Below are 21,315 nucleotides of genomic sequence, written 5' to 3' on the forward strand. Positions count from 1 at the left end.
CTGCCGACCGCGCTCAGTGAGTGTCGACGAAGCGGTACCACTGGCCGTCGAAAGCGGCGTATTCGATGCCGTTGGTGGCGGGTGGGCCGAGGTGCGGCGGGGTGGCCGGGTCGCGGAAGAAGGCGAAGCCCTCCGAATTCGAGTCGCCCGTTTGGGTGTAGAACAGGCAGCCGCCGTCGCGGGGCGTGATGAAGGTGATCGTGTAGACGCCGAGGCGGCTGCGGTGGCCGGAGTGCGCGCAGTCGACGGCTTGGTCTTCGAGGATCCCACGGGAGAGGCGCCAGCCGGTGTCCTCCGGGACGTCGTAGAGGGCCGACGCCACGAGGGCCGCGATGAGCACGGGCGAGGCGAGACTGTGGAACACGGCACGGTAGCGCAGCAGCCCGAGCAGTCCGAACAGGACGGCGATCCCGCCGAGCACACCGAGCACTGCCCAGAGCACGACGAGGGTCGGGAACGTGCCCTCCGCCGCGAGTTGCCAGAACAGCGCCGCGCAGCAGAGCGCGACCAGGGCGGTCAGGAGCCCCATCCACAGAACGAACCAACGAGGAATACGCGACCGTGTGCGCACGGACCCTGCGGAGTTCACGTGTTCAAGATACGAGGGGCAGGAGCTTCGCGCGCGGGATCGGCCGCGAAATCCCCCGGGGCACTGGCGATCACGGCGACGCGGGAAGCGGCCGGAAAGCCCGGGCGGTCCAATTCCGGAGACCGCGTCCGAGTTCGCATGGTCCAGATGTCCGGCGAATTCCGGCACCGATGACTACGCACTTCACCAGGCGCGAGATCCATCAGTGTGAAAACAAACAATTCGGAACGTTTCCCGATTCCGGCCGGAATAGAAAATCCCCCGGCCAGCACACCTGACCAGGGGATTTCACTACTCGCAGCAGATCGTGGACCGCACGTTCACAGCGGAGGGAAGCCCGCCGATCCGGTGGCCATCCAATTCCAGAACATCGCCGCGCGATTAACGACCAATGCCACGATGTCGAGCACAACGCTTCCCATGAATCTTCCTCACAAATCGACGATCTCGTGCGGCCCCCAGAGTAACGGACCGATATACAAGAGTCGAAACTCCTGGTCGCCCGCGAAAGCGCGAATCCCCCGGCCGACGGGACCGGGGGATTCGCGACACACGGAGACTAGACGCAGGCCAGCGCCTTCGCCTCACGGCGACGGCGGTGCAGGATCGGCTCGGTGTACCCGTTGGGCTGCTTGGTGCCCTCCAGGATCAGTTCCTTGGCCGCCTGGAACGCGATGCTGCCCGCGAAGTCCGGCGCCATCGGCCGGTAGTTCCGGTCGCCCGCGTTCTGCCGGTCGACGACCGGGGCCATCCGCTCCAGGCTGGCCACCACCTCATCGGCGCTGACGATGCCGTGACGCAGCCAGTTGGCCATCAGCTGGCTGGAGATGCGCAGCGTCGCACGGTCTTCCATGAGCGCGACGTCCTTGATGTCGGGCACCTTGGAGCAGCCGACGCCCTGGTCGATCCAACGCACCACGTAGCCGAGGATGGACTGCGAGTTGTTGTCCAGCTCCTGGCGCTTCTCCTCGTCGGTCCAATTCGGCGCGGCGGCCAGCGGGATCTCCAGGATCTCGTCGACGGTGGCGCGGCGACCGCCCTTGGCGATCTCCTGCTGCCGCTTGAACACGTCGACCAGGTGGTAGTGCGTCGCGTGCAAGGTCGCGGCGGTGGGCGAGGGCACCCACGCGGTGTTCGCGCCCGCGCGCGGGTGACCGATCTTCTGGGTGAGCATGTCGGCCATCAGGTCCGGCATGGCCCACATGCCCTTGCCGATCTGCGCCTTGCCGGGCAGGCCGGCGGCGAGACCGGTGTCGACGTTCCAGTCCTCGTAGGACAGGATCCACTGCTGGGACTTCATGTCCGCCTTGCGGACCATCGGCCCGGCCTCCATGGAGGTGTGGATCTCGTCGCCGGTGCGGTCCAGGAAGCCGGTGTTGATGAACACCACACGTTCGGCGGCGGCCTGGATGCAGGCCGCGAGGTTCACCGTGGTGCGGCGCTCCTCGTCCATGATGCCGACCTTGAGCGTGTTGCGGCTCAGCCCGAGCACGTCCTCGATCCGGCCGAACAGCTCGTCGGTGAACGCGACCTCGTCCGGGCCGTGCATCTTCGGCTTCACGATGTAGACCGAGCCGGTGCGGCTGTTCTTCAGCTGCACGTCGTCGGCCAGGCTGTGCTTGGCGATCAGCGAGGTGATCAGCCCGTCCATGATGCCCTCGGGCACCTCGTTGCCCTCGGCGTCCAGGATGGCGTCGGAGGTCATCAGGTGACCGACGTTGCGCACGAACAGCAGCGAACGGCCGTGCAGCGCCAGCTCGCCGCCGTCCAGCGCGGTGTACACGCGGTCGGGGTTCATGGTGCGGGTGAAGGTCTTCTCGCCCTTGGTGACCTTCTCGGCGAGGTCGCCCTTCATCAGGCCGAGCCAGTTGTGGTAGCAGAGCACCTTGTCCTCGGCGTCCACGGCGGCGACCGAGTCCTCGAAGTCCATGATCGTGGTGACCGCGGACTCCAGCACGACGTCCTTGACGCCCGCGGTGTCGGTGCTGCCGATCGGGGACTGCGGGTCGATCTGGATCTCGATGTGCAGACCGTTGTGCTTCAGCAGCACCGAACTCGGCGCCTCCGGATCACCGAGGTAGCCGACCAGCTGGGAGGCGTCGGCCAGACCGATGCTGGTGCCGTCCTCCAGGCCGACCTCGAGCTCGCCGTCGACGATCTTGTAGGACGTCGAGCCGATGTGCGAACCGGTGATCAGGGTGACCGAGTCGTCGAGGAAGTTGCGCGCCCACTCGATGACCTTGTCGCCGCGCACCTTGTTGTAGCCGGTGCCCTTCTCCGCGCCGCCCGCCTCGGAGATGGCGTCGGTGCCGTAGAGCGCGTCGTAGAGCGAGCCCCAACGCGCGTTGGCGGCGTTGATCGCGAAACGGGCGTTCATCACCGGCACCACGAGCTGCGGGCCCGCGGTCACGGCGATCTCCTCGTCGACGTTCTGGGTGGTGATCTGGAAGTCGGCGGGCGCGGGCCGCAGGTAGCCGATGTCGGTCAGGAAGTTCTTGTAGGCGGCCTTGTCGTAGTTCGCGCCGGGGTGCTCCGCGTGCCAGGCGTCGACCTTGCCCTGGATCTCGTCGCGTTCGGCCAGCAGAGCGCGGTTGCGCGGAGCGAGATCATTGATGACCTGCTCGGCGCCGGCCCAGAACGCGGCGGAATCCACGCCGGAACCGGGGAGCGCCTCGTTCTCGACGAACTCGTGGAGAACGCGTGCCACCTGGAGCCCGCCGACCTGAATCCGCTCTGTCATCTACTGCCTCACTTCCGAGAAAACCGAGTGGGAAAACAGTGTCATGTTACCCGTGGGTAGCGGTGTAACCGCGCGCCGGGTCGCCCATGCCTGTGCCCGAATTCGTCGCCACGCCGAGGTGAGCTGTTCGTTGCGCCCGGCGGGTCGTGAGCCGTCGGCGGTCGGCCGGACAGCCCCTTGATCGTAACGCGCGCCGGATTTAATGTACTGATCGGAACATTTTCGGAGATGCAGGAGTCAAGGTGCCACTCACCGACAAGGTCGTTGTCGTCACCGGGGGAAGCCGGGGGCTGGGCAAACAGATGGTGCTCGCGTTCGCCGAAGCGGGCGCGGACGTGGTGATCGCAAGCCGCAAGCTGGACGGTTGCGCCGCGCTGGCCGATGAGGTGACCGAACGGTTCGGCCGCCGCGCCCTGCCGGTGGCCTGCAACGTCAGCGACTGGTCGCAGTGCGACGCCCTGGTGCAGACCGCCTACGACACGTTCGGCCGGGTGGACGTGCTGGTCAACAACGCGGGCCTCTCGCCGCTGTACCCCAGCCTGGACCAGGTCACCGAGGCGCTGTTCGACAAGGTCATCGGCGTGAACCTCAAAGGACCGTTCCGGTTGTCCGCTCTGATCGGCAGCCGGATGGCCGCCGACGGCGGCGGCTCGATCATCAACGTCTCCTCGATCGAGGCGATCCGGCCGGAACCCTTCGCGGTCCCCTATTCGGCGGCCAAGGCCGGTCTCAACGCACTGACCGGAGGGCTGGCTCAGACGTTCGCGCCGAACGTGCGGGTCAACACCATCCAGTGCGGGCCTTTCGAAACCGACATCGCCACGGCGTGGCCGGACGAGCTGCGCGCGGAACTCACCAGACACAATGCCCTGCGCCGGGTCGGCAGGCCGGAGGAGATCGTCGGTGCGGCGCTGTTCTTCGCCACCGAGGCCTCGGCGTTCTGCACCGGCGCCACCCTCCCGATCGACGGAGGATGGCGATGAAGGCGCTGACTTATGACGGACCGCGACAGATCTCGTACGACGACCGGCCCGATCCCGCGCTGCCCGGCCCCGACGGCGCGATCGTCCGGGTCACCGCGGCGGGCATCTGCGGCAGCGATCTGCACATCTACGCCGGACACGGATTCGTCGCTGGCGCCGGTTACGGCGTCGGGCACGAAGCCGTCGGCGAGATCGTGGAAGTGGGGCCGTACACCCGCGGGTTCTCCGTCGGCGACCGCGTGCTGGTCGCCGCCTCGGCCGGTTGCGACAGCTGCGCGCAGTGCCGCGCCGGGATCGTCACCGCGTGCGCTCGCCATCCGCTGCCGGTGGATGCCTGCTACGGGCTCGGCGGCGCACTGGCCGGATGCCAGGCCGAGCTGCTCGCCGTCCCGCACGCCGCGGGCAATCTGGCGAAGTTGCCCGACGAGGTGAGCGACACCGCCGCCGTCGTGCTCACCGACAACGCGCCCACCGCGTGGTATGGGGCCCGGCGCGCCCGGATCGCGCCGGGCGACACCGTGGTGGTGATCGGGCTCGGCCCGGTCGGTCTCATGGCGGTCCAGTCCGCGTTCGCGATGGGCGCGGCGCGGGTACTCGGCGTCGACCTGCTGGCCGAACGCCGCAAGCGCGCCGCCGAGCTCGGCGCTGAGCCGGTCGAATCGGACGATCCGAAGCAGGCGATCCGCGAAACGCTGCGCGGCGGAGCGGATGTCGCGATCGAGGCGGTCGGGGCCGACGAAACCATCAAGCTGGCGATCAGCGCCGTCGGGCACGGCGGCCGGGTCAGTGTGATCGGCGTGAGCCACAACCGCGCCTACCCGTTCCACATGATGGCGGCGCAGGTGAAGGACCTCGAATTCCACATCGGGCTGTGTTCGATCCAGTACGAACTGCCCGCGCTGCTGAAGCTCACCGCGGGCGGCAGGCTGCGGCCCGAGGCGGTGGTCACCCACCACCTTCCGATGTCCGACGGGTCCGCCGCCTACCGGATGTTCGCCGAGCGGGCCGACGGGGTGGGCAAGATCGTGCTGGACCCGTCGAAATGACCGCACCGTCCCGTAGGCGGGGCCGTCCGCCCGCGGCCGAATCGACCGCGAGCGACACCAGGGCGCGGATCGTGCGGGCCGCGATCGACCTGTTCGCCGAACGGGGCTTCCACGGCACCGGTGTGGCCGAGGTCGGCGAGCGCGCCGACGTGCAGCGCGGCGCTCTGTACTACCACATCGGTTCCAAAGAAGAGCTGCTCTGGCAGATCCTGCGCGACTACACGCAGCTCATGTTGACCGAGGCCGAACAGATCGCCGACGGGCCCGGCGATCCGGTCGCCAAGCTGCGCAAGCTGATCGACAGTCACGTGCGGCTGATCGTGCGGCATCAGCGCGAGGTGGCCATCCAGCTACGCGACGTCGGCGCGCTCACCGGCGAGCGCGCCGCGCAACTGCAAGACCTGCGCGACCGGGTGCAGCAGTGCTGGCAACGCGTCATCGACGCCGGTCACGCCGAGGGGCTGTTACGCACCGACGACCACGTGGTCACCAACAGCGTGCTCGGCATGTTGAACACGGTGTCGTTCTGGTACCGCCCGCACGGCGGCCGCTCCCCCGGCGAGATAGCCGACATCCTCGCGACCACTTTGCTCGACGGCGTGGTGACCGGCACCGCGCGGGACACGAAAGGCTGACCCGGGCTTGGGATTCGAGGCCAACCCGGAGCACCGGCGGAAGCTGGACTCGGCCGCGGAGTTCGTCCGCACCGAAGAAGAACTACGCCCCGGGCGACCCGGTGTATCCGAGCGGGTACCGGCCGCGCTGCGCGAGAAGGCCCGCGAACTGGTGGCCCAGCGCCTCGAGCGCATCGGCGGGAATCTCTGAGCAGGCCGCCGGAGTTCAGGATGCGCGCTGAGTGGTGGCGTCCGGGTGCGACGTGTCCGCGTACCCGGCGACGGGGCTGAGCCGCAGCACCGAGGGCATCCGGCGGGTGAGCGCGGGCGTGCCGGTGAACGCCACCCGGCCCGTCCGCAGCGCGTGCGCCAGCGGCAGCCGCCCCAGCCACACCTCGTACAGCGAGGCGACATCGGAGCTGATCGCGACGTCAACGGGATAGCCGGGATCGGATTCGCACACCGAGGGCACCCCCGCCTCGATCACGATCCAGAATCGGCGCAGGTCGTCGGTGAAACGCACGTGCAGCACGTGGCGACGGCCCGGGAACGACGAGGTGTCGACCCTGGTGTGCATCCACCACACCAGCAGAGCGGGGTCACGCTCGTCCTCGCGCGGCGTGCCGAAGGTCCAGCGCGCACCCCATTCGCCGAGGTCGAACAGGATGGGCTCCAGTTCCCGCCCGGCGTCGGTGAGCAGGTACTCGCCGACCAGTTTCTCCACGAGCCCGGCTCGCTCGAACTGCCGCAGGCGTTTGGCCAGCAGGCTGCGCGACAGGCCGGGCAAGCCGCGCGCGAGGTCGTTGAACCGGGTGGTGCCCAGCAGCAGGTCGCGCAGGATCAGCAGTGACCAGCGCTCGCCCACCACGTCGAGTGCCCGGGAGATCGGGCAGTACTGGCCGTAACTCGGCGTCGAAATCGTCATGGCACCTCGCGAACGCGGTCTCGGTTCTGGACCGGGGCGGTCCACTTTCTGCACTATCCGGTTATCGCGGCCGTTCCTAACTTCGAAACATGACCACTACAGCTCCTGCCCCCACCGACACCACAACCGACTGGATCGCCAGCGCACGCCGCGTCGGCGAGGCTCTTCATCCCGAGGTCGCCGCCCGCGACCACTCCGGCGAGATCTCTCTCGCCGCGTTCGATCTCCTGCGCGAGAGCGGACTGTCCGCGGCGCTCGTCCCCGCCGAGTTCGGCGGCGGCGGGGTCACCCACCGCGAGATGGGCGCGATCCTGCGCGAGCTGGGCCGCCACGACCCCTCCACCGCGGTCGCCTTCGCGATGCACACCCACCTGGTCGCCGCCCAGGTGTGGCGGCACAACCACGGCATCGATGCCGCACCACTGTTCGCCAAGGTGGTCGCGGGTGCGATCCTGGTCAGCACCGGAGCATCGGACTGGGTCGGCTCCAACGGCCGCGCCGAGCGGGTCGACGGCGGCTACCGGGTGCACGCGCGCAAAGCGCCTGCCAGCGGATGCGAGGCGGGCACCGTCCTGGTGACCAGCGTGCGCTGGGATGACGCACCCGACGGCCCGCAGGTGCTGCACTGCGCCATCCCGTTCACCGCCGACGGCGTACGGATCGAGAAGACCTGGGACACTTTGGGTTTACGGGCGAGCGGTTCGCACACCGTGGTGCTCGAGGATGTGTTCGTGCCCGACGCGGCGGTATCGCTGACCCGCCCGGCATCGGTGTGGCCGCCGTTGCTGAACGTCGTGATCGGCGCGGCGATGCCGCTGGTCATGGCGGCCTACCTCGGTATCGCCGACGGCGCGGTCGATATCGCGACCACGCTCGCCGCCGGGCGGGCCGACGCGCCGACCGTCCAATTGGCCGGCGAGATGGCCACCGCGCACACCACCGCGGGCGACCTCGTCGACGCCATGTTCACCGGATCGGAGAACCTGCGCTTCGCCAACACCGATCAGTACGCGAGCCGGACGCTCAGCCGTAAGACCGCCGCGGCGGACGCACTCGTGCACACCGTGCGCCTCACCATCGAAACCGTTGGCGGACTCGGCTATTCGCGCGACTGCGAGCTGGAGATGCGCTACCGCGACGTGCACGGCTGCCTGTTCCACCCGCTGCCGCGGGCCAAGCAGACCCACTTCACGGGCCACGTCCTGCTCGGACACTCCCCGATCGGATGACGTTCTTCCGTCGACGCCACCCCCCGCTCGCCCCCATAATCGGATGGGGGCGAGTTTCCCTGAACACTCCGAGGAGAATCCATGGCGTCCGCACGGGGCATCGCTCGATCGCCGATCACCTGGGCCGTCGTGGCGTTGCTGATCGTGGGTCTGGGCGCGGGACTGGCCGTTTTCCAGCCATGGCGGCTGTTCACCGACACCACCGTGCAGGAGGCCGCACCGTCGGCATCCCCGGCGCCGGGTCCGGGCGGGACCGAAGCCCAGCCGCGCACCATCGCCCGGGGCAGGTTCATCTCGCACGAGCACGCGACCGCGGGCACCGTCGCGGTCCTGCGACTGGCCGACGGCAGCAGAGTGCTGAGACTGGAAGACCTCGACACCTCCGACGGCCCCGACCTGCACGTCTGGCTCACCGACGCGCCGGTGCGCGAAGGCCGCGACGGGTGGTTCGTCTTCGACGACGGCAGTCACACCGACCTGGGCAGGCTCAAAGGCAACCAGGGCAACCAGAACTACCCCATCCCCGCCGACGCCGACCTGGCCCGGTTGACCAGCGTCGCGATCTGGTGCGACCGGTTCAACGTCTCCTTCGGCGCCGCCGAACTGCGACCGGCCTGACCGCCGGATCACCCTCCGTAGCACCGCCCAAAAAATGACCCGACAACGGCGGGTGCGCTGTGCCACCATGTGTTTCGACACCGGCCACCACCTCGAGGTGGCCGCCGAGCAGTGGAGAGGAGGAGCGGCAGTGATTCCGGAGACGACGAAGCGAATGAATACCCTCGCGGCGCGATCGTCGGCCGCGGGCGACGCGATCGGCAGGCCGTTGCGCGCACGGCGCGGCGAACCGGTCGACAGCCGCCTCCAGATCCTCGGCTGATCGCCGCATCGCTCTCCTCCTTCGCTCGAATTCGCACGAAACATGGTGATTCCCATGACGTTCCGCCGTGCCGCCGATCAGGCGACAACCGCAGACAACTGGATACACAGCGGGGTACTCGTCCTGAACGCCTCCTACGAGGCGCTCGACGAGATCAAAGCCGACCGGGCCGTCGTGCTGCTGGTCGCCGGCGCCGCGGAGACCGTGGCCGACCGCAGGCCGCACTTCCCGATCCGGTCACGGCACGTGGAAATTGCTCTGCCACAGACCATTCGGTTGCTGCGCTACGTCTACCTCGAGCACGCCGTGCTGGTGCACGACGAGAGCAGGGCAACCCTGGCGGGCGTGCTGCGTCGCGACCGGAACCGGTGCGGCTACTGCGCCGGGTGGGCGCGCACCGTGGACCACATCCGGCCGCGGTCGAGGGGCGGCCCGAACACCTGGGGCAACCTCGTGGCCTGCTGCGCGCCGTGCAACACGGCCAAGGCGGACCGCACCCCGGAGGAGGCGGGCATGCGCCTGCTCTGGGAGCCGAAGGCCCCTACCCATCGGATCCGGCAGCAGCGCCGGATCTGGAAGCAACTCGCCGCGACCTGACCACGAGCCGAGAAAGGAGAAGATCGCGATGACGAGCGCCGAGACCACCGCCGTCGCGGAGCCGACCCTGGCCGACCTGCTCCCGCTCTCGGATTCCCGAGGGTGGCACCGGGCGGCCTGCCGCGGCGACCCGAACCACGAAGCCTGGTTCCCCTACCCGTCACAGGACTTCGACTACGCCCGGGAAGTCTGCGCGCGCTGCCCGATCCGGGATGCCTGCGGTGACTTCGCCGCGCGCACCGGGCAATCCGGCGTCTGGGGCGGGCACGAGTTCGACCGCGGACGGGTGATCCGCCACTGAGCGGTCCCGCCGTCGTGCCGTGCGGCACGGCGGCGGGCCAACACGACCGCGCGCACCCGCGCCGGTATCGGGGAGCCTCGCCGACTTCGTTCGGCGCCGCTGACCATACACTGACCGCGTGGGCACTCATCGCAGCGCAACCAGATCCCGGGGCGTCAGCAAAGGTCCGGTTATCGCAGTGGTCGTCGTTGCGTTACTGGCCGCGATCGTCGTCGTCTGGTTCCAGTTGCGCGATCGCGCGGCGCACCAGGACAGTGCGGCGGCGGCCGAATGCGTCGAGGGGCCCGCGACACTCTCCGTGACGGCCGATCCCGGCATCGCCGCGCAGGTGCGGGCCGCCGCGGACAGCTACAACGCCACCCGGCCGAAAGTACGCGACCACTGCGCGCGGGTCGAGGTGACCGCACAGCCGTCCGCGGCCGTCGTCGCCGCGTTCACCAGCGGCAAGCCATGGGACAAGGCGCTCGGCCCGCAGCCGGCGCTGTGGATCGCCGATTCGACCCGTTCCATCGAGTCCATGCGGGTGCCCGGCCTGATCGAGGGCACACCGGTACCCATCGCCACCAGCCCGATCGTGCTCGCGATGCCCGAGGACCTGCGTCGCGCGCTGGAGCAGGCCGACGTGTCCTGGGCCGACCTGCCGCGGCTGCAGCAGGGCTCGCTCGCCGATGTCGGCCTGAACGGATGGGGCGGGCTACGGATGGCCCTGCCCGCGGGTGACGCCACGCTCGCCGCGGCCACGGCGGTCGGCTCCGCGGTCTCGGGCGCGGAACCGCTCAGCGAGCAGGCGGCGCAGTCCGGTCAGGTGGTCGCCGCGATCTCCGGGCTCGCCGCCGACGCTCCCGAGGCGTCCGACACCACGGCCGCGCTGACCGAGCTCACGGCGCAGGACGCGCCCATGCACGCGATAGCCGCTACCGAGCAGCAACTGAAGGGTCTGCCCGGCGTCGTGGCGTTCCGCCCCGCCGGGTCCGCACTCGTGGCCGATTACCCGGCCGCGTTGATGTCCGGCGCGTGGGTGGACAAGACGCAGAATCTCATCGCCGGACGGTTCACCGACTATCTACGCAAGCCCGAGCAGGCGCAGGCCTTCGTCACGGCGGGATTCGCCGCCGCGCCGCAGACCGCGGCCGCCGTCCCGCCCCGTGGCGCGCTCGACAAGGTCCGCGCCACGCTGGCGAATCCGGTACTCGGCGTGCGCTCCACCGTCCTGGTCGACGTGTCGGCGTCGATGGGGACGGCGGAGGGCGCCACGACGCGTCTGGCGAACGTTCTGGCCGCGCTGAATTCCACGATGACGGTCGTGCCGCCGGAGTTCGGACTCGGCGTGTGGACCTTCGGCAAGAACCTCGACGGCACTACTCCGTACCGGGTGGCCGCCGCCACCGCCCCGCTGACCACCGACCAGCGCACGAAGATCGGCACCGCGCTGACCGCGGTGCACCCGAGCGAGAGCCGGTCGGATCAGGCTTACCCGTCCCTGATCGCGGCGTACAAGAGCGCCGTCGCCGGGTACACGCCGGGCCGCACCAATTCGGTGCTGCTGATCACCGACGGACCCGACGACGATTCCACGGTCACCGGCACCCAACTGGCCGCGGACATCGCCGCGGCGACCGACCGCACCCGGCCGGTGCGCGTCGACGTCATCGTGGTCGGCGGCAGCGGCACCCAGACCCTCCAGGCCCTGGCGCGGCAGACCGGCGGGAACTACACCCGCCTGGCCACCTCCGACGACATCGGCTTCGGCTCCGCGGTCGTCCAGGCGCTCACCACGCCGTAGCGCGCCGCCCGCGCGAAGACAGAACTGCCGCCTCGCACTATAGACAGCCGCTATTGGTAAGTCTAAACTTACGGTTCGTGGGGACTTACCGAGATGCGGCGCTGGCCGCGCTGGGTGACCCGACGAGGCGGGCGATCTTCGAGCGCCTCGGCAAGGGGCCGTGCGCGGTAGGGCAGCTGGCCGCGGATCTGCCGGTGAGCAGGCCCGCGGTATCGCAGCACCTCAGGGTGCTGGAACAGGCCGGATTGGTGACCCACGAGGCGGTCGGCACCCGCCGGGTGTACCGCTTGAATTCCACCGGTATCGACGCGCTGCGCGTGTACTTCACGCGGTTCTGGACCACCGCGATGTCGGCTTTCCAGGACGAAGTAGGCCGGAGGGCCGCCGAAGAACGAGCTACCGACCAGGAGCAGTCATGACACAGCAGGCCAGCGACAAGGACGTACGCGTCGAACTCGTCGTCGACGCACCCATCGAGACCGCCTACGACGTGTTCACCACCGGCATCGACAGCTGGTGGCCGCGCGAGCACCATATCGGCGCGGGCCGGCTCGCCGAGGAGGTGATCGAGCCGCGCGTGGGCGGCCGTTGCCTCGGTCGCGAGGACGACGGCACCGAATGTCCATGGGGCACCGTGCTGGTGTGGCAGCCGCCGACCCACTTCGCGTTCTCCTGGGCGATCGGCCTGGACTGGAAGCACGAACCGGATCCGGAGCGGGCCAGCCGCGTGGATGTCACCTTCTCGGCGGTCGCTCCCGACCGCACCGCCGTCACGCTGGTGCACTCCGGCTTCGATAAGCACGGACCGGGCTGGGAGTCCATGCACGACGCCGTGGGTAGTCCGGGTGGTTGGCCGGACCTGGCGAACACCTATGCAAAAGTGGCCGCCACGCGGTGAGGTCGATACGCGACCGGACTTGGCGGTCAGTCCGCGTACGCCTCCAGCGGTGGACAGGCGCAAACCAGGTTCCGGTCGCCATAGGCGCCGTCGATCCGGCGCACCGGCGGCCACACCTTCGCCCTGGCATGCCCGAGACCTCGGGGATACACGGCGACTTCCCGGCTGTAGGGGTGTTCCCACTCCCCCACCAGCGACGCCGCGGTGTGCGGCGCCCCACGCAGCGGGTTGTCGGTCACCGGCCACACGCCCGCGGCGACCTGGGCGATCTCCGCGCGGATCGCGATCATCGCCTCGATGAAATCGTCCAGCTCGGCGAGGTTCTCGCTCTCGGTGGGCTCCACCATCAACGTACCGGCCACCGGAAAGCTCATGGTCGGCGCGTGGAACCCATAGTCCGCCAAGCGTTTTGCCACATCGTCGACGGTGACGCCGGTTCGCTTGGTGATCTCGCGCAGGTCCAGGATGCACTCGTGCGCCACCATGCCGCGCTCGCCGGTGTAGAGCACCGGGAAGTACTCGTCCAGCCGCCGCGCGATGTAGTTGGCCGAAGCGATCGCCGACAGCGTGGCGCGGCGCAGCCCATCGGCGCCCATCATGCGGATGTAGGCCCAGGTGATCGGCAGAATGGAGGCGGAGCCGTACTTCGCGGCCGACACCGCGTGCGACCCCGCTTCCAGCGGGTCGCCGGGCAGATACCGCGCCAGGTGCGCGCGCACCGCGACCGGACCGACGCCGGGACCGCCGCCGCCGTGCGGGATGCAGAACGTCTTGTGCAGATTCAGGTGGCTCACGTCGCCGCCGAACCGGCCCGGCCGGGCGAGGCCGACCAGGGCGTTCAGGTTCGCGCCGTCCACGTAGACCTGACCGCCCGCGTCGTGCACCAGCGCGCACAATTCGGCGACCTCGTGCTCGTAGACGCCGTGCGTGGACGGGTAGGTGATCATGATGCAGGCCAGGCGATCGGCGTGATCGGCGATCTTGGCGCGCAGGTCGTCGAGGTCGACGTCGCCGTTGGCGCGACACTTCACCACCTCCACGCGCAGCCCGGCCATGGCCGCCGACGCCGCGTTGGTGCCGTGCGCGCTGGACGGGATGAGACAGGTGTCGCGGTGGGTGTCGCCGCGATCGAGGTGGTAGCGCCGGATCGCCAGCAGCCCCGCGTACTCGCCCTGGCTGCCCGCGTTCGGCTGCAAGCTCACCGAGTCGTAGCCGGTGATGTCCGACAGCCACCGTTCCAGGTCCGCCACCACCCGCAGCAGGCCGGGCGCGTCCTCGACCGGCGCGTAGGGATGCACGCGCGCGAAACCAGGCCAGGTGATGGCCTCCATCTCCGCGGTGGCGTTGAGCTTCATGGTGCAGGAGCCGAGCGGAATCATGCTGCGGTCCAACGCGATGTCCTTGTCGGACAGTGCGCGCAGATACCGCAGCATCGCCGTCTCGGTCCGGTACTTCGTGAACGCGGCGTGCGCCAGGAACTCCGAGGTCCGGCTCTCGATCGCCGCGACCGGCGCGGGCGCCCCCGGCTCGGACGACACCGCGGTGCCGAAGGATTCGAGCACGGCCGCGACATGCGCGTCGGTGGTCGCCTCGTCGCAGGCGATGCCGACGTGGTCGGCGTCCACCAGGCGCAGATTGATGCCGCGCGACTTCGCTTTCGCCACAACGGCTTCCGCGCCGCCGGGCACGTGCGCGAGCACCGTGTCGAAGAAGCTGTCGTACACCACCGCGCCGTCCAGCCCGGCCGCGATCGCCGCGGCGTGCGCGTGCACCCGGCGGGCGATCGCCCGCAGCCCTTCGGCACCGTGGTAGGAGGCGTACATCGCGGCCACGACGGCCAGCAGCACCTGCGCTGTGCAGATGTTGGAGGTCGCCTTCTCCCGGCGGATGTGCTGCTCGCGGGTCTGTAAGGCGAGCCGGTAGGCGACGGCGCCGTCCGCGTCCACCGAGACGCCGACCAGGCGGCCGGGCAGCTGGCGGGCCTGCGCTTGCCGCACCGCGAGGTATCCGGCGTGCGGGCCGCCGAAACCGAGCGGGACACCGAAGCGCTGGGTGGTGCCGAAGCATACGTCGGCGCCCTGCTCACCGGGCGGCGTGATCAGCGTCATCGCCAGCAGATCGGCCCCGACCGCGACCAACGCGCCCCGATCGTGTGCCGCGGCGATCAACTCGGTCAGGTCCACGACGCGACCGGAAGCCCCGGGAGTCTGCGCCAGCACACCGAAGAACTCTCCGTCGGGCAGCTCTCCGGCGGACAGGTCCGCCTCCACGATCTCCAGGCCCAGCGGCTCGGCCCGGGTGTAGAGCACCGTTCTGGTCTGCGGGAACAGGTCGCGGTCGATGATCAGGCGTGCAGACTTCGATCGGCCCGCCCGGCGCAGCAGTGTCATGGCCTCGGCCGCCGCGGTGGCCTCGTCCAGCATCGACGCGTTGGCGACGTCCATGCCGGTCAGCTCCGACACCATGGTCTGGAAGTTGAGCAGCGCCTCGAGCCTGCCCTGGCTGATCTCGGGTTGATAGGGCGTGTAGGCGGTGTACCAGGCCGGATTCTCCAGCAGATTGCGCACCAGAACCGGCGGGGTCAGCGTGTCGTAGTAACCCAGCCCGATCATCGAGGTGGCCACGGTGTTGGTCCCGGCGAGTTCGGCGAGTTCGGCGAGCACCTCGTGCTCGGAGCCCGCCGCGGGCAGCCCGGCCAGGCCGTCGCCGTCCAGGATGCTCGCGGGCAGCGCGACGGCAGCCAGCTCGTCCAGCGACGACACGCCGACGACGTCCAGGATCCGGGCCAGTTCCTCCCGGTCGGGTCCGATATGGCGGTCGGCGAACGAGCGAGTCACAACAGCTCCCAAGGTCGGGCGGGGTCGACCAGGCGGTCGACGGGTACCGGCCCTCCCCCTCTGTCGTGGCGCCTGAGAGATTCGGGTCCCGCGACCGGTGGCCGAGACCCTTTCCCCATGGGCGGGCGGCTCGAAGCCGCCGCTTTCCAGAGGCGTCGAAGCCCGCACGGTCCTTTTTGCCTGAGAGATTGACGGGGAGGTGCTGCTCCTTCGGCGCTCGGACTCGTTTCCGGACCGAGGCTCTCCCGCACGGCGGCGACGCACCGTCAGTCTAAGCCGACGACACGCCGGAGCGCGCCACCGGACCCCGCGCGCACCGTGTCGTTCTGGTCACTCGGGGGACCGAGCGGGCATCACCCGTCAGATGGCGAGTCCGGCGCGCAGCCGCGCAGCCGCCAGCACGATCGACTTCGCTTGGACGCCCACCAGACGGGCCAACGGCACCGCGACACCGGGTGCGTTCAGCTCTACATCGGTGCACCATTGATCGAATACCGCGGCGAACCGGTCGCGCTCGGCGGCCAGCGCCGTACCGCCGCCGAGCGCGTATTCGTCCTCCAGCAGGCGCAGCAGCATGCCGCCCAGCCGCAGGCGCAGCATCGCGGTCCAGTCGTACTGCTCGACGAAGATCTCCCCCCGGGTCGCGATCCGATTTCGTTGCGGCACCGACTGTCTGCTCACGGCGAGACCCGGCAGCCCGGCGACCAGCGCACGCACCGACCGCTCGAACGGACTGCGACCGCTCAATGTGCCGTCGACGCGAGCGAGCACCTCGGAGGCGACCTCGGCCATGGCCCGGTAGTCGGCGGCGGTAGCGTCGAGCAGGTCGCCCAGCACTCGGTCGCCCGCCGAACCGTCGCCGATCCGCGAGTCCACCCAGAGCGGCAATTCGCAGACCAGGATCGCCGTGCCGTAGCGCGCGGCGTAGTCCCGGCAGCCGCCCCCGCCCAGCGCGGTGACCGAGTCGAGGCCCTGGGCCGCGAGCAGATCCGCCATCGCCTCGAACAGCGGCAACTCGAAGACTCCCGGAGCGAGCGTGCGGGCGCCCGGCGCGTCGGGTTCGCCCTGGTAGATCGGCACGCCGGCGGCGGAGAGGCCTGCGGTCAACGCCGACCAGTACCCGGGATCACCGCCAGAGGTGTAGAAGAAGCCGCCGCCGAACTCCGCGTTGTGCAGGGAGGCGATCAGCGCGGGCCGCGTGCGGTCGATCAGCGCCATCATCGCCTTCGTCTCCGGCAGCGGCACCCCGACGCGCCGGCCGCGCCATTCGGTGGGGAAACACCATTCCGGTTGTTCGGCCGCGGGCGGCCGGTAGAAGCCGCGGGCGACGCCGGTTCTGGTGTGCGGTCCGGCGAACCACCCCTCGTTCAACCGCGTTCCGTCCGGATCTACGCACAGCAGGAAATGCCACGTGGCGCCCACGGTCACCGTCTCGTCCGCGGCCATCCGGCCGAGCAGATGGCGAATCGTGGCCATGCCGATGGGCTCGTTCGGATGCGGATTGCCGAAGACCAAGATATGCCGGTCGCCGGATCCGACCGTCACCTCCCGAATCGGGTCACCGCCGCGCGAACGTCCTAGCTCAGTGATCGAGATCCGGTCCGGATGACCAGCCGCGAGAGCGTCGGCGAAGGCATTCAGTTCGTCGACGGTCGGAAACGCGTCGATCCGCTCGATCGGCCCGACGAGCCCGGTGATATCGCGTGCCTGCACCGCGCCCCCTCTCGCTGCCGCCCCGGCCCTTGCCCGCCGCCGACGGCGCTGTCACGCACCACGGCCGGGGAGGCTGCACGCCTTGCCCGGCCGTGAAAGCGTTGTGCGAATCCTAGCCCGTCTTGCGGTTCATCCGCGCCTTACGACGGAACGACAGCTCGTCCTCCGGACGCTCGGTGATCGCCGACGCGCGCTCCGCAGGGAAGTTCGCGATGGCGCCGGTCAGCTCGCGCATGGCGCCGCTCACGGCGATCCCGAACACACCCTGCCCGCCCTGCAGTAAATCGACGACCTCCTCGGCCGACGTGCACTCGTACACCGAGGTGCCGTCGGAGAAGAGGGTGATTCCCGCCAGGTCCTGCACGCCGCGGCTGCGCAGATGATCGACGGCGATCCGGATGTTCTGCAGCGAGATGCCCGCGTCGAGCAGCCGCTTGACGATCTTCAGGACCAGGATGTCCTTGAACGAGTACAGCCGCTGGCTGCCCGAACCCGCGGCGCTCCGGATGGAAGGCACCACCAAACCGGTGCGCGCCCAGTAGTCGAGCTGCCGGTAGGTGATTCCGGCTACCTGACACGCACTGGGAACGCGATAGCCGACCATGTCGTCAGGTACCGAGTCGTCGGGGAACAGTCCTGGCTGTACCACATCCTGCGATTGCTCTGCCACTGACCACTCCCTTGCTTCGCCGACGCATTCCCAGCCTCATCGATGACCCGGCGCCGTCACCGACCGAATCGGTGCGGATTCGGCCGAAACGGTCGTGGCCCAACTGTCGAGATTACTCCCCACGATTGTCCAGCCCGCGGCGTCATCGAGCCAAACGCGACGCGCGGGGAAAGTCTCGACCTCTACTTCAGCTATCGGTCGCCTTGAAGTCGTCGGGAGACACCGACTCCAGGAATTCCTTGAACTTCTCCACCTCGTCCTCGCGCTCGTCCGGCATGACGAGACCGGCTTCCTCGAGAACCGACTCCTCGGCATGGATCGGGCAACCCACCCGCAAGGCGATCGCAATCGAATCCGATGGCCGCGCCGAAATCCGCAGATCGTTCTCGAAGACGAGATCCGCGTAGAAGGTGCCCTCCTGCAGATCGACGATCCGCACTTCCTTCAATGTGTGCCCCAGCTCGGTGATCAGGATCTTGATCAGGTCGTGGGTCAGCGGGCGGATCGGGGTCACCCCCTCCTGCTCGAGGACGATCGCCGTCGCTTCGGCTTGCCCGATCCAGATCGGCAGATACCGGTCGCCCGCCACTTCGCGGAGCAACAGCACGGGCTGGTTCTGTGGCTGCTCGACACGGATGCCGATCACGCGCATTTCGCTCATCGCACTGCCTCCCATACTCGCCGCCGGCCCGGCATGACCGCCGCAGAGCTCGCCGTACCACGAGTCTAGGCGAACCCGCACCGGTCCAGCGATCCGTCTGCACAGCAGAAATCAGGGTGTCCGTTCGCCGGAACCTACGGACCGTGGCCCCTCGGGGGGTCAGCCCCCGAGCGAGCCCCGGACCGAGGACTTGACCAGACAGGTGTGCAGGGTCAGCGACAGCGCGGCCAGTTCACGCACCGTCTCCTCCGCGCGGGCGCGCGCACCCGCGTCCCGGCTCTTCGCGATCGGGGCGACGATCTGCGCCACGAGCGCGGCCTCCCGGTCGGCGGCAAGCTTGAACGCACGCAGATGCCGTGCCTCCAAACCGAATTCGGCCATCGCCCGCGCGGTCTTGGCCAGCGTGACCGCGTCCGCGTCGAAGTACCCCGCCGGGCCGGGTGTGATCAGATTGGCCCGGATGAGGTCGCCCAGGAACTTCTCCTCGATCCCGGCCTGGTCGAGCAGATCGGCCCGGGTGACCCGGATTTCGTGATCGAACCGCAGATCATCCGGGGAGATCTCGCTCGGCACGACGCCGAGCCTACGAGGCGCGGCCACCGGGCGCACGCCACGTTCGGAAGCACCCACGGCCGGTTCCGCATCGGGCGTGCTGCGCCCGGACTCCGGCGCACCAGGGCGGACGGAGTGCGCTCGGGCGCGGGCTTCCCGCACACCGAGCGTCGCCGCACCGCTATCGATTGCCTCGAGCTGCTCCTTGATCACCTTCAGCGGGAGGTATTGATCGCGCTGCGCGGTCAATACGAACCGGAGCCGTTCCACATCCGCCACGGAGAACCTGCGGTAGCCCGAAGGCGTCCGCTCCGGCCGGATCAGGCCCTCCGCTTCCAGGAAGCGGATCTTGGAGATGGTGACGTCGGGAAAGTCGGGGCGCAGCAGGTCGAGCACGGAGCCGATCGACATCCCTCCGCGTGCCCACTGCGCCGCACCGGTCACAGCGCCAGGTCCTTCATGACTCCGAGCCTTTCATGAGTGCGCGACCCGGCACCGACGCCGTCATAGACTCCCCGCGCCCGCCGACGAGTCGGTCACCTGGGCGCGCGGTCCGGTGAGGAACACCAGCCGGAACTTGCCGATCTGGACCTCGTCACCGTTCTGCAGTTCGGAGGAGTCCACCGGCTCCCGGTTCACATACGTGCCGTTCAGGCTGCCCACGTCGACGACCTGGAAGGAATCGTCGTCCTGACGGAACTCGGCGTGCCGACGGCTGACGGTGACGTCGTCGAGAAAGATGTCACTGTCGGGGTGGCGCCCCGCCGACGTGGTCGGCTGATCCAGCAGGAACCGCGAGCCCGCGTTCGGGCCGCGCTTGACGACCAGAAGGGCCGCGCCCACGGGCAGACCCTCGACCCCTTGGACCGGCTGTTCGCCGGTCGGCTCTCCGGAGCGCGACGCGTCGACCTCGTTCAGGAAATCCGCGCGGAAGACCGACGTCGTCTCGGCCGCGGTCTCCCCGTAACCCGGGTCTTTGTTCTCGCTCACCGTTTCTCTCCTCCTCGAACCTGATTATCCCTGCAAGCAGGTGATACCTCTGGTACCACGACCTGCCGTCGAGTCACTAGATTCCCGGCACAGCCGCCGGGTGCATCTGTTGGCATTGACCGTACCCTGCCGGGCCGCACCCGTGCAGGTAGAACTGGGAAGGCTGCTTCAGCCCCCGATAACTCCTTGATAACCTGCGGCATCCAGCAGTTCACCGAGCGTCGCGTCGAGACTCGCCGCATCGCCCACCTCCAACTCGAACAGCCATCCGTCACCGTAGGGATCGGCGTTCAACGTCTCCGGCTCCGAGTTCAGCAAGTCGTTCACCGCAACGACTTTCGCGCTCAGCGGCGCGTAGATGTCGGACACGCTCTTGGTCGACTCCACCTCCGCGATGCTGTCCGCGGCGACCACCTCCGCGTCCGCCTCGGGCAGCTGCACGAACACAACGTCACCGAGTTGAGACTGGGCGTAGTCGGTGATGCCCACCCGCACCCGGGTCGGCGCGATCCGGCGTACCCACTCGTGCTCCTCGGTGTAGCGCAGATCCTCGGGGGTCTGGGTCACAGGCCGTCCTTTCGTTTGAACGTTGCACGCAAACTCTATCGGCTACGCCGTCCGGTGCCCCACAGCCGGTATCGCTCTTGCGACCGCGATGGCTTTGCCGGTGTACAGCACGCCGGTCCAGACGTAGACCGCGGTGCCCCAGATCAGTAGTGCCCCGCCGAAGGCGCGCCCGAAACCGGCGGCAGCCCAGTCCATCTGCCCCGCCAGCAGCCAGGGCAGCGCGGACATCAGCGCGAAGGTGGCCGCCTTGCCCAGGTAGATCACCTCCGGCGGGGGCAGGTCGCGGCGCTTGTACACCGACAACGTCGCGGTCAGCACGAGGTCGCGGCCGACCAGGATCGCCGCGACCCACCACGGGATCAGGCCGCGGATCACGAAAGCCGCCAGCGTGGCGACCAGATAGAGCCGGTCGACGAACGGATCCAGCAGTGCTCCCAGCCGTGAGGACTGCCCCAGCAGCCGGGCGAGTTTGCCGTCCAGGAAGTCGGTGACGCCGCTGACGACCAGCAGGGCGAACGCCCAGCCATCGGCCCGCTCGATCAGCAGCAACCACAGGAACAGCGGGACGCCCAGCAGGCGCAGCACGCTCAGCACGTTCGGCACGGTCAGGATGCGGTCGGCGAAGACTCCCCGCACTCCGCCGTCGGCGGCGCGTTCCTCCGGTTGGGCTGTGCCCGATTCGGTTGTCACGCCCCGTGCATACCCCACCGACCCCGTTCCTCGCCATCTTCGCGGGCCGA

The 21,315-nt window shown here is 69.1% G+C and carries 23 protein-coding genes and 1 riboswitch; of the genes, 12 read left to right on the plus strand and 11 right to left on the minus strand.

Features of this window, described 5'->3' with window-relative positions:
- Positions 1 to 13: 13 nt before the first annotated feature.
- On the minus strand, positions 14 to 529 hold the full coding sequence (locus tag ABZW96_RS27320; protein ID WP_355078484.1) for a hypothetical protein: 516 nt from the start codon (positions 527 to 529) through the stop codon (positions 14 to 16).
- A 619-nt stretch (positions 530 to 1,148) separates the two neighbouring features.
- Entirely contained in the window at positions 1,149 to 3,329 is a 2,181-nt protein-coding gene (locus tag ABZW96_RS27325; protein WP_355078485.1) for a malate synthase G, read from the minus strand.
- A gap of 242 nt (positions 3,330 to 3,571) precedes the next feature.
- On the opposite strand from ABZW96_RS27325, the gene ABZW96_RS27330 reads away from it, so the two are divergent.
- From ABZW96_RS27330 to ABZW96_RS27345, 4 genes are read left to right on the plus strand one after another with little or no spacing between them, the layout of a single operon-like run.
- The gene (locus ABZW96_RS27330) at positions 3,572 to 4,312 is read left to right on the plus strand and encodes an SDR family oxidoreductase (RefSeq protein WP_355078486.1); all 741 of its coding nucleotides are present in this window, start codon (positions 3,572 to 3,574) and stop codon (positions 4,310 to 4,312) included.
- A complete protein-coding gene (locus ABZW96_RS27335) occupies positions 4,309 to 5,358 on the plus strand; it encodes an alcohol dehydrogenase catalytic domain-containing protein (protein WP_355078487.1) in 1,050 nt (349 codons plus the stop codon). The genes ABZW96_RS27330 and ABZW96_RS27335 overlap by 4 nt, the downstream gene beginning before the upstream one ends.
- Positions 5,355 to 5,993 carry a TetR/AcrR family transcriptional regulator gene (locus ABZW96_RS27340; RefSeq protein WP_355078488.1) on the plus strand — a complete coding sequence of 213 codons (639 nt, stop codon included), beginning with the start codon at positions 5,355 to 5,357 and terminating at the stop codon, positions 5,991 to 5,993. Before ABZW96_RS27335 ends, ABZW96_RS27340 begins: the two co-directional genes overlap by 4 nt.
- 7 nt (positions 5,994 to 6,000) lie before the next feature.
- On the plus strand, positions 6,001 to 6,183 hold the full coding sequence (locus tag ABZW96_RS27345; RefSeq protein ID WP_355078489.1) for a hypothetical protein: 183 nt from the start codon (positions 6,001 to 6,003) through the stop codon (positions 6,181 to 6,183).
- A gap of 15 nt (positions 6,184 to 6,198) precedes the next feature.
- Here ABZW96_RS27345 and ABZW96_RS27350 read toward each other — a convergent pair whose 3' ends face one another.
- A complete protein-coding gene (locus tag ABZW96_RS27350; RefSeq protein ID WP_355078490.1) occupies positions 6,199 to 6,897 on the minus strand; it encodes a helix-turn-helix domain-containing protein in 699 nt (232 codons plus the stop codon).
- Between the two features lie 89 nt (positions 6,898 to 6,986).
- Here ABZW96_RS27350 and ABZW96_RS27355 point away from each other — a divergent pair, with 89 nt between their 5' ends.
- The 8 genes from ABZW96_RS27355 to ABZW96_RS27390 all read left to right on the plus strand — a co-directional run bounded on the left by ABZW96_RS27355 (position 6,987) and on the right by ABZW96_RS27390 (position 12,585).
- Positions 6,987 to 8,126: an acyl-CoA dehydrogenase family protein gene (locus ABZW96_RS27355; protein ID WP_355078491.1), complete on the plus strand. Its 1,140-nt coding sequence runs from the start codon at positions 6,987 to 6,989 to the stop codon at positions 8,124 to 8,126.
- 81 nt (positions 8,127 to 8,207) lie between these two features.
- The gene (locus ABZW96_RS27360) at positions 8,208 to 8,744 is read left to right on the plus strand and encodes a DM13 domain-containing protein (RefSeq protein WP_355078492.1); all 537 of its coding nucleotides are present in this window, start codon (positions 8,208 to 8,210) and stop codon (positions 8,742 to 8,744) included.
- A gap of 34 nt (positions 8,745 to 8,778) precedes the next feature.
- Complete coding sequence (locus tag ABZW96_RS27365) at positions 8,779 to 9,006, plus strand: hypothetical protein (RefSeq protein ID WP_355078493.1); 228 nt, start codon at positions 8,779 to 8,781, stop codon at positions 9,004 to 9,006.
- A 54-nt stretch (positions 9,007 to 9,060) separates the two neighbouring features.
- The gene (locus ABZW96_RS27370) at positions 9,061 to 9,603 is read left to right on the plus strand and encodes an HNH endonuclease (RefSeq protein ID WP_355078494.1); all 543 of its coding nucleotides are present in this window, start codon (positions 9,061 to 9,063) and stop codon (positions 9,601 to 9,603) included.
- A 28-nt stretch (positions 9,604 to 9,631) separates the two neighbouring features.
- The gene (locus ABZW96_RS27375) at positions 9,632 to 9,904 is read left to right on the plus strand and encodes a WhiB family transcriptional regulator (RefSeq protein ID WP_355078495.1); all 273 of its coding nucleotides are present in this window, start codon (positions 9,632 to 9,634) and stop codon (positions 9,902 to 9,904) included.
- A gap of 178 nt (positions 9,905 to 10,082) precedes the next feature.
- The gene (locus ABZW96_RS27380; protein WP_355078496.1) at positions 10,083 to 11,687 is read left to right on the plus strand and encodes a hypothetical protein; all 1,605 of its coding nucleotides are present in this window, start codon (positions 10,083 to 10,085) and stop codon (positions 11,685 to 11,687) included.
- A gap of 77 nt (positions 11,688 to 11,764) precedes the next feature.
- On the plus strand, positions 11,765 to 12,106 hold the full coding sequence (locus tag ABZW96_RS27385) for a metalloregulator ArsR/SmtB family transcription factor (protein ID WP_355078497.1): 342 nt from the start codon (positions 11,765 to 11,767) through the stop codon (positions 12,104 to 12,106).
- Positions 12,103 to 12,585 carry an SRPBCC family protein gene (locus ABZW96_RS27390; RefSeq protein WP_355078498.1) on the plus strand — a complete coding sequence of 161 codons (483 nt, stop codon included), beginning with the start codon at positions 12,103 to 12,105 and terminating at the stop codon, positions 12,583 to 12,585. The genes ABZW96_RS27385 and ABZW96_RS27390 overlap by 4 nt, the downstream gene beginning before the upstream one ends.
- Positions 12,586 to 12,611: 26 nt before the next feature.
- On the opposite strand, the gene gcvP is transcribed toward ABZW96_RS27390, so the two are convergent.
- The 8 genes from gcvP to ABZW96_RS27430 all read right to left on the minus strand — a co-directional run bounded on the left by gcvP (position 12,612) and on the right by ABZW96_RS27430 (position 21,211).
- Positions 12,612 to 15,422 (minus strand): aminomethyl-transferring glycine dehydrogenase, encoded by a 2,811-nt coding sequence (gene gcvP / locus ABZW96_RS27395; protein ID WP_355078499.1) that lies wholly within the window; start codon positions 15,420 to 15,422, stop codon positions 12,612 to 12,614.
- Positions 15,423 to 15,579: 157 nt separating this feature from the next.
- Positions 15,580 to 15,680, minus strand: a riboswitch (glycine riboswitch).
- A gap of 102 nt (positions 15,681 to 15,782) precedes the next feature.
- Complete coding sequence (locus ABZW96_RS27400; RefSeq protein WP_355078500.1) at positions 15,783 to 17,135, minus strand: M14 family zinc carboxypeptidase; 1,353 nt, start codon at positions 17,133 to 17,135, stop codon at positions 15,783 to 15,785.
- A 112-nt stretch (positions 17,136 to 17,247) separates the two neighbouring features.
- Positions 17,248 to 17,805 carry a MerR family transcriptional regulator gene (locus ABZW96_RS27405; RefSeq protein ID WP_067811025.1) on the minus strand — a complete coding sequence of 186 codons (558 nt, stop codon included), beginning with the start codon at positions 17,803 to 17,805 and terminating at the stop codon, positions 17,248 to 17,250.
- A 187-nt stretch (positions 17,806 to 17,992) separates the two neighbouring features.
- Positions 17,993 to 18,466, minus strand: coding sequence for a bifunctional nuclease family protein (locus ABZW96_RS27410; RefSeq protein WP_039797829.1), 474 nt, complete (start codon positions 18,464 to 18,466; stop codon positions 17,993 to 17,995).
- A 159-nt stretch (positions 18,467 to 18,625) separates the two neighbouring features.
- Entirely contained in the window at positions 18,626 to 19,429 is an 804-nt protein-coding gene (locus tag ABZW96_RS27415) for a MerR family transcriptional regulator (RefSeq protein ID WP_355078549.1), read from the minus strand.
- Between the two features lie 93 nt (positions 19,430 to 19,522).
- The gene (locus ABZW96_RS27420; RefSeq protein ID WP_043690204.1) at positions 19,523 to 20,008 is read right to left on the minus strand and encodes an FHA domain-containing protein; all 486 of its coding nucleotides are present in this window, start codon (positions 20,006 to 20,008) and stop codon (positions 19,523 to 19,525) included.
- Between the two features lie 168 nt (positions 20,009 to 20,176).
- Positions 20,177 to 20,575 (minus strand): glycine cleavage system protein GcvH, encoded by a 399-nt coding sequence (gene gcvH, locus ABZW96_RS27425; protein WP_355078501.1) that lies wholly within the window; start codon positions 20,573 to 20,575, stop codon positions 20,177 to 20,179.
- A gap of 42 nt (positions 20,576 to 20,617) precedes the next feature.
- Positions 20,618 to 21,211 carry a CDP-alcohol phosphatidyltransferase family protein gene (locus tag ABZW96_RS27430; protein WP_355078550.1) on the minus strand — a complete coding sequence of 198 codons (594 nt, stop codon included), beginning with the start codon at positions 21,209 to 21,211 and terminating at the stop codon, positions 20,618 to 20,620.
- Between the last annotated feature and the right edge of the window lie 104 nt (positions 21,212 to 21,315).

The sequence above is a fragment of the Nocardia sp. NPDC004168 genome, from assembly GCF_040610355.1.
Taxonomy (GTDB): domain Bacteria; phylum Actinomycetota; class Actinomycetes; order Mycobacteriales; family Mycobacteriaceae; genus Nocardia; species Nocardia sichangensis.

Bases quoted from the DNA above. Each gene is read 5' to 3' on its own strand.
- ABZW96_RS27340 (WP_355078488.1), top strand. From the start codon at position 5,355: ATGACCGCACCGTCCCGTAGGCGGGGCCGTCCGCCCGCGGCCGAATCG.
- ABZW96_RS27350 (WP_355078490.1), bottom strand. From the start codon at position 6,897: ATGACGATTTCGACGCCGAGTTACGGCCAGTACTGCCCGATCTCCCGG.
- ABZW96_RS27415 (WP_355078549.1), bottom strand. From the start codon at position 19,429: ATGTCGATCGGCTCCGTGCTCGACCTGCTGCGCCCCGACTTTCCCGAC.
- ABZW96_RS27390 (WP_355078498.1), top strand. From the start codon at position 12,103: ATGACACAGCAGGCCAGCGACAAGGACGTACGCGTCGAACTCGTCGTC.
- ABZW96_RS27410 (WP_039797829.1), bottom strand. From the start codon at position 18,466: ATGAGCGAAATGCGCGTGATCGGCATCCGTGTCGAGCAGCCACAGAAC.
- ABZW96_RS27360 (WP_355078492.1), top strand. From the start codon at position 8,208: ATGGCGTCCGCACGGGGCATCGCTCGATCGCCGATCACCTGGGCCGTC.
- ABZW96_RS27355 (WP_355078491.1), top strand. From the start codon at position 6,987: ATGACCACTACAGCTCCTGCCCCCACCGACACCACAACCGACTGGATC.
- ABZW96_RS27320 (WP_355078484.1), bottom strand. From the start codon at position 529: ATGGGGCTCCTGACCGCCCTGGTCGCGCTCTGCTGCGCGGCGCTGTTC.
- ABZW96_RS27375 (WP_355078495.1), top strand. From the start codon at position 9,632: ATGACGAGCGCCGAGACCACCGCCGTCGCGGAGCCGACCCTGGCCGAC.
- ABZW96_RS27335 (WP_355078487.1), top strand. From the start codon at position 4,309: ATGAAGGCGCTGACTTATGACGGACCGCGACAGATCTCGTACGACGAC.
- ABZW96_RS27365 (WP_355078493.1), top strand. From the start codon at position 8,779: ATGACCCGACAACGGCGGGTGCGCTGTGCCACCATGTGTTTCGACACC.
- ABZW96_RS27325 (WP_355078485.1), bottom strand. From the start codon at position 3,329: ATGACAGAGCGGATTCAGGTCGGCGGGCTCCAGGTGGCACGCGTTCTC.
- ABZW96_RS27370 (WP_355078494.1), top strand. From the start codon at position 9,061: ATGACGTTCCGCCGTGCCGCCGATCAGGCGACAACCGCAGACAACTGG.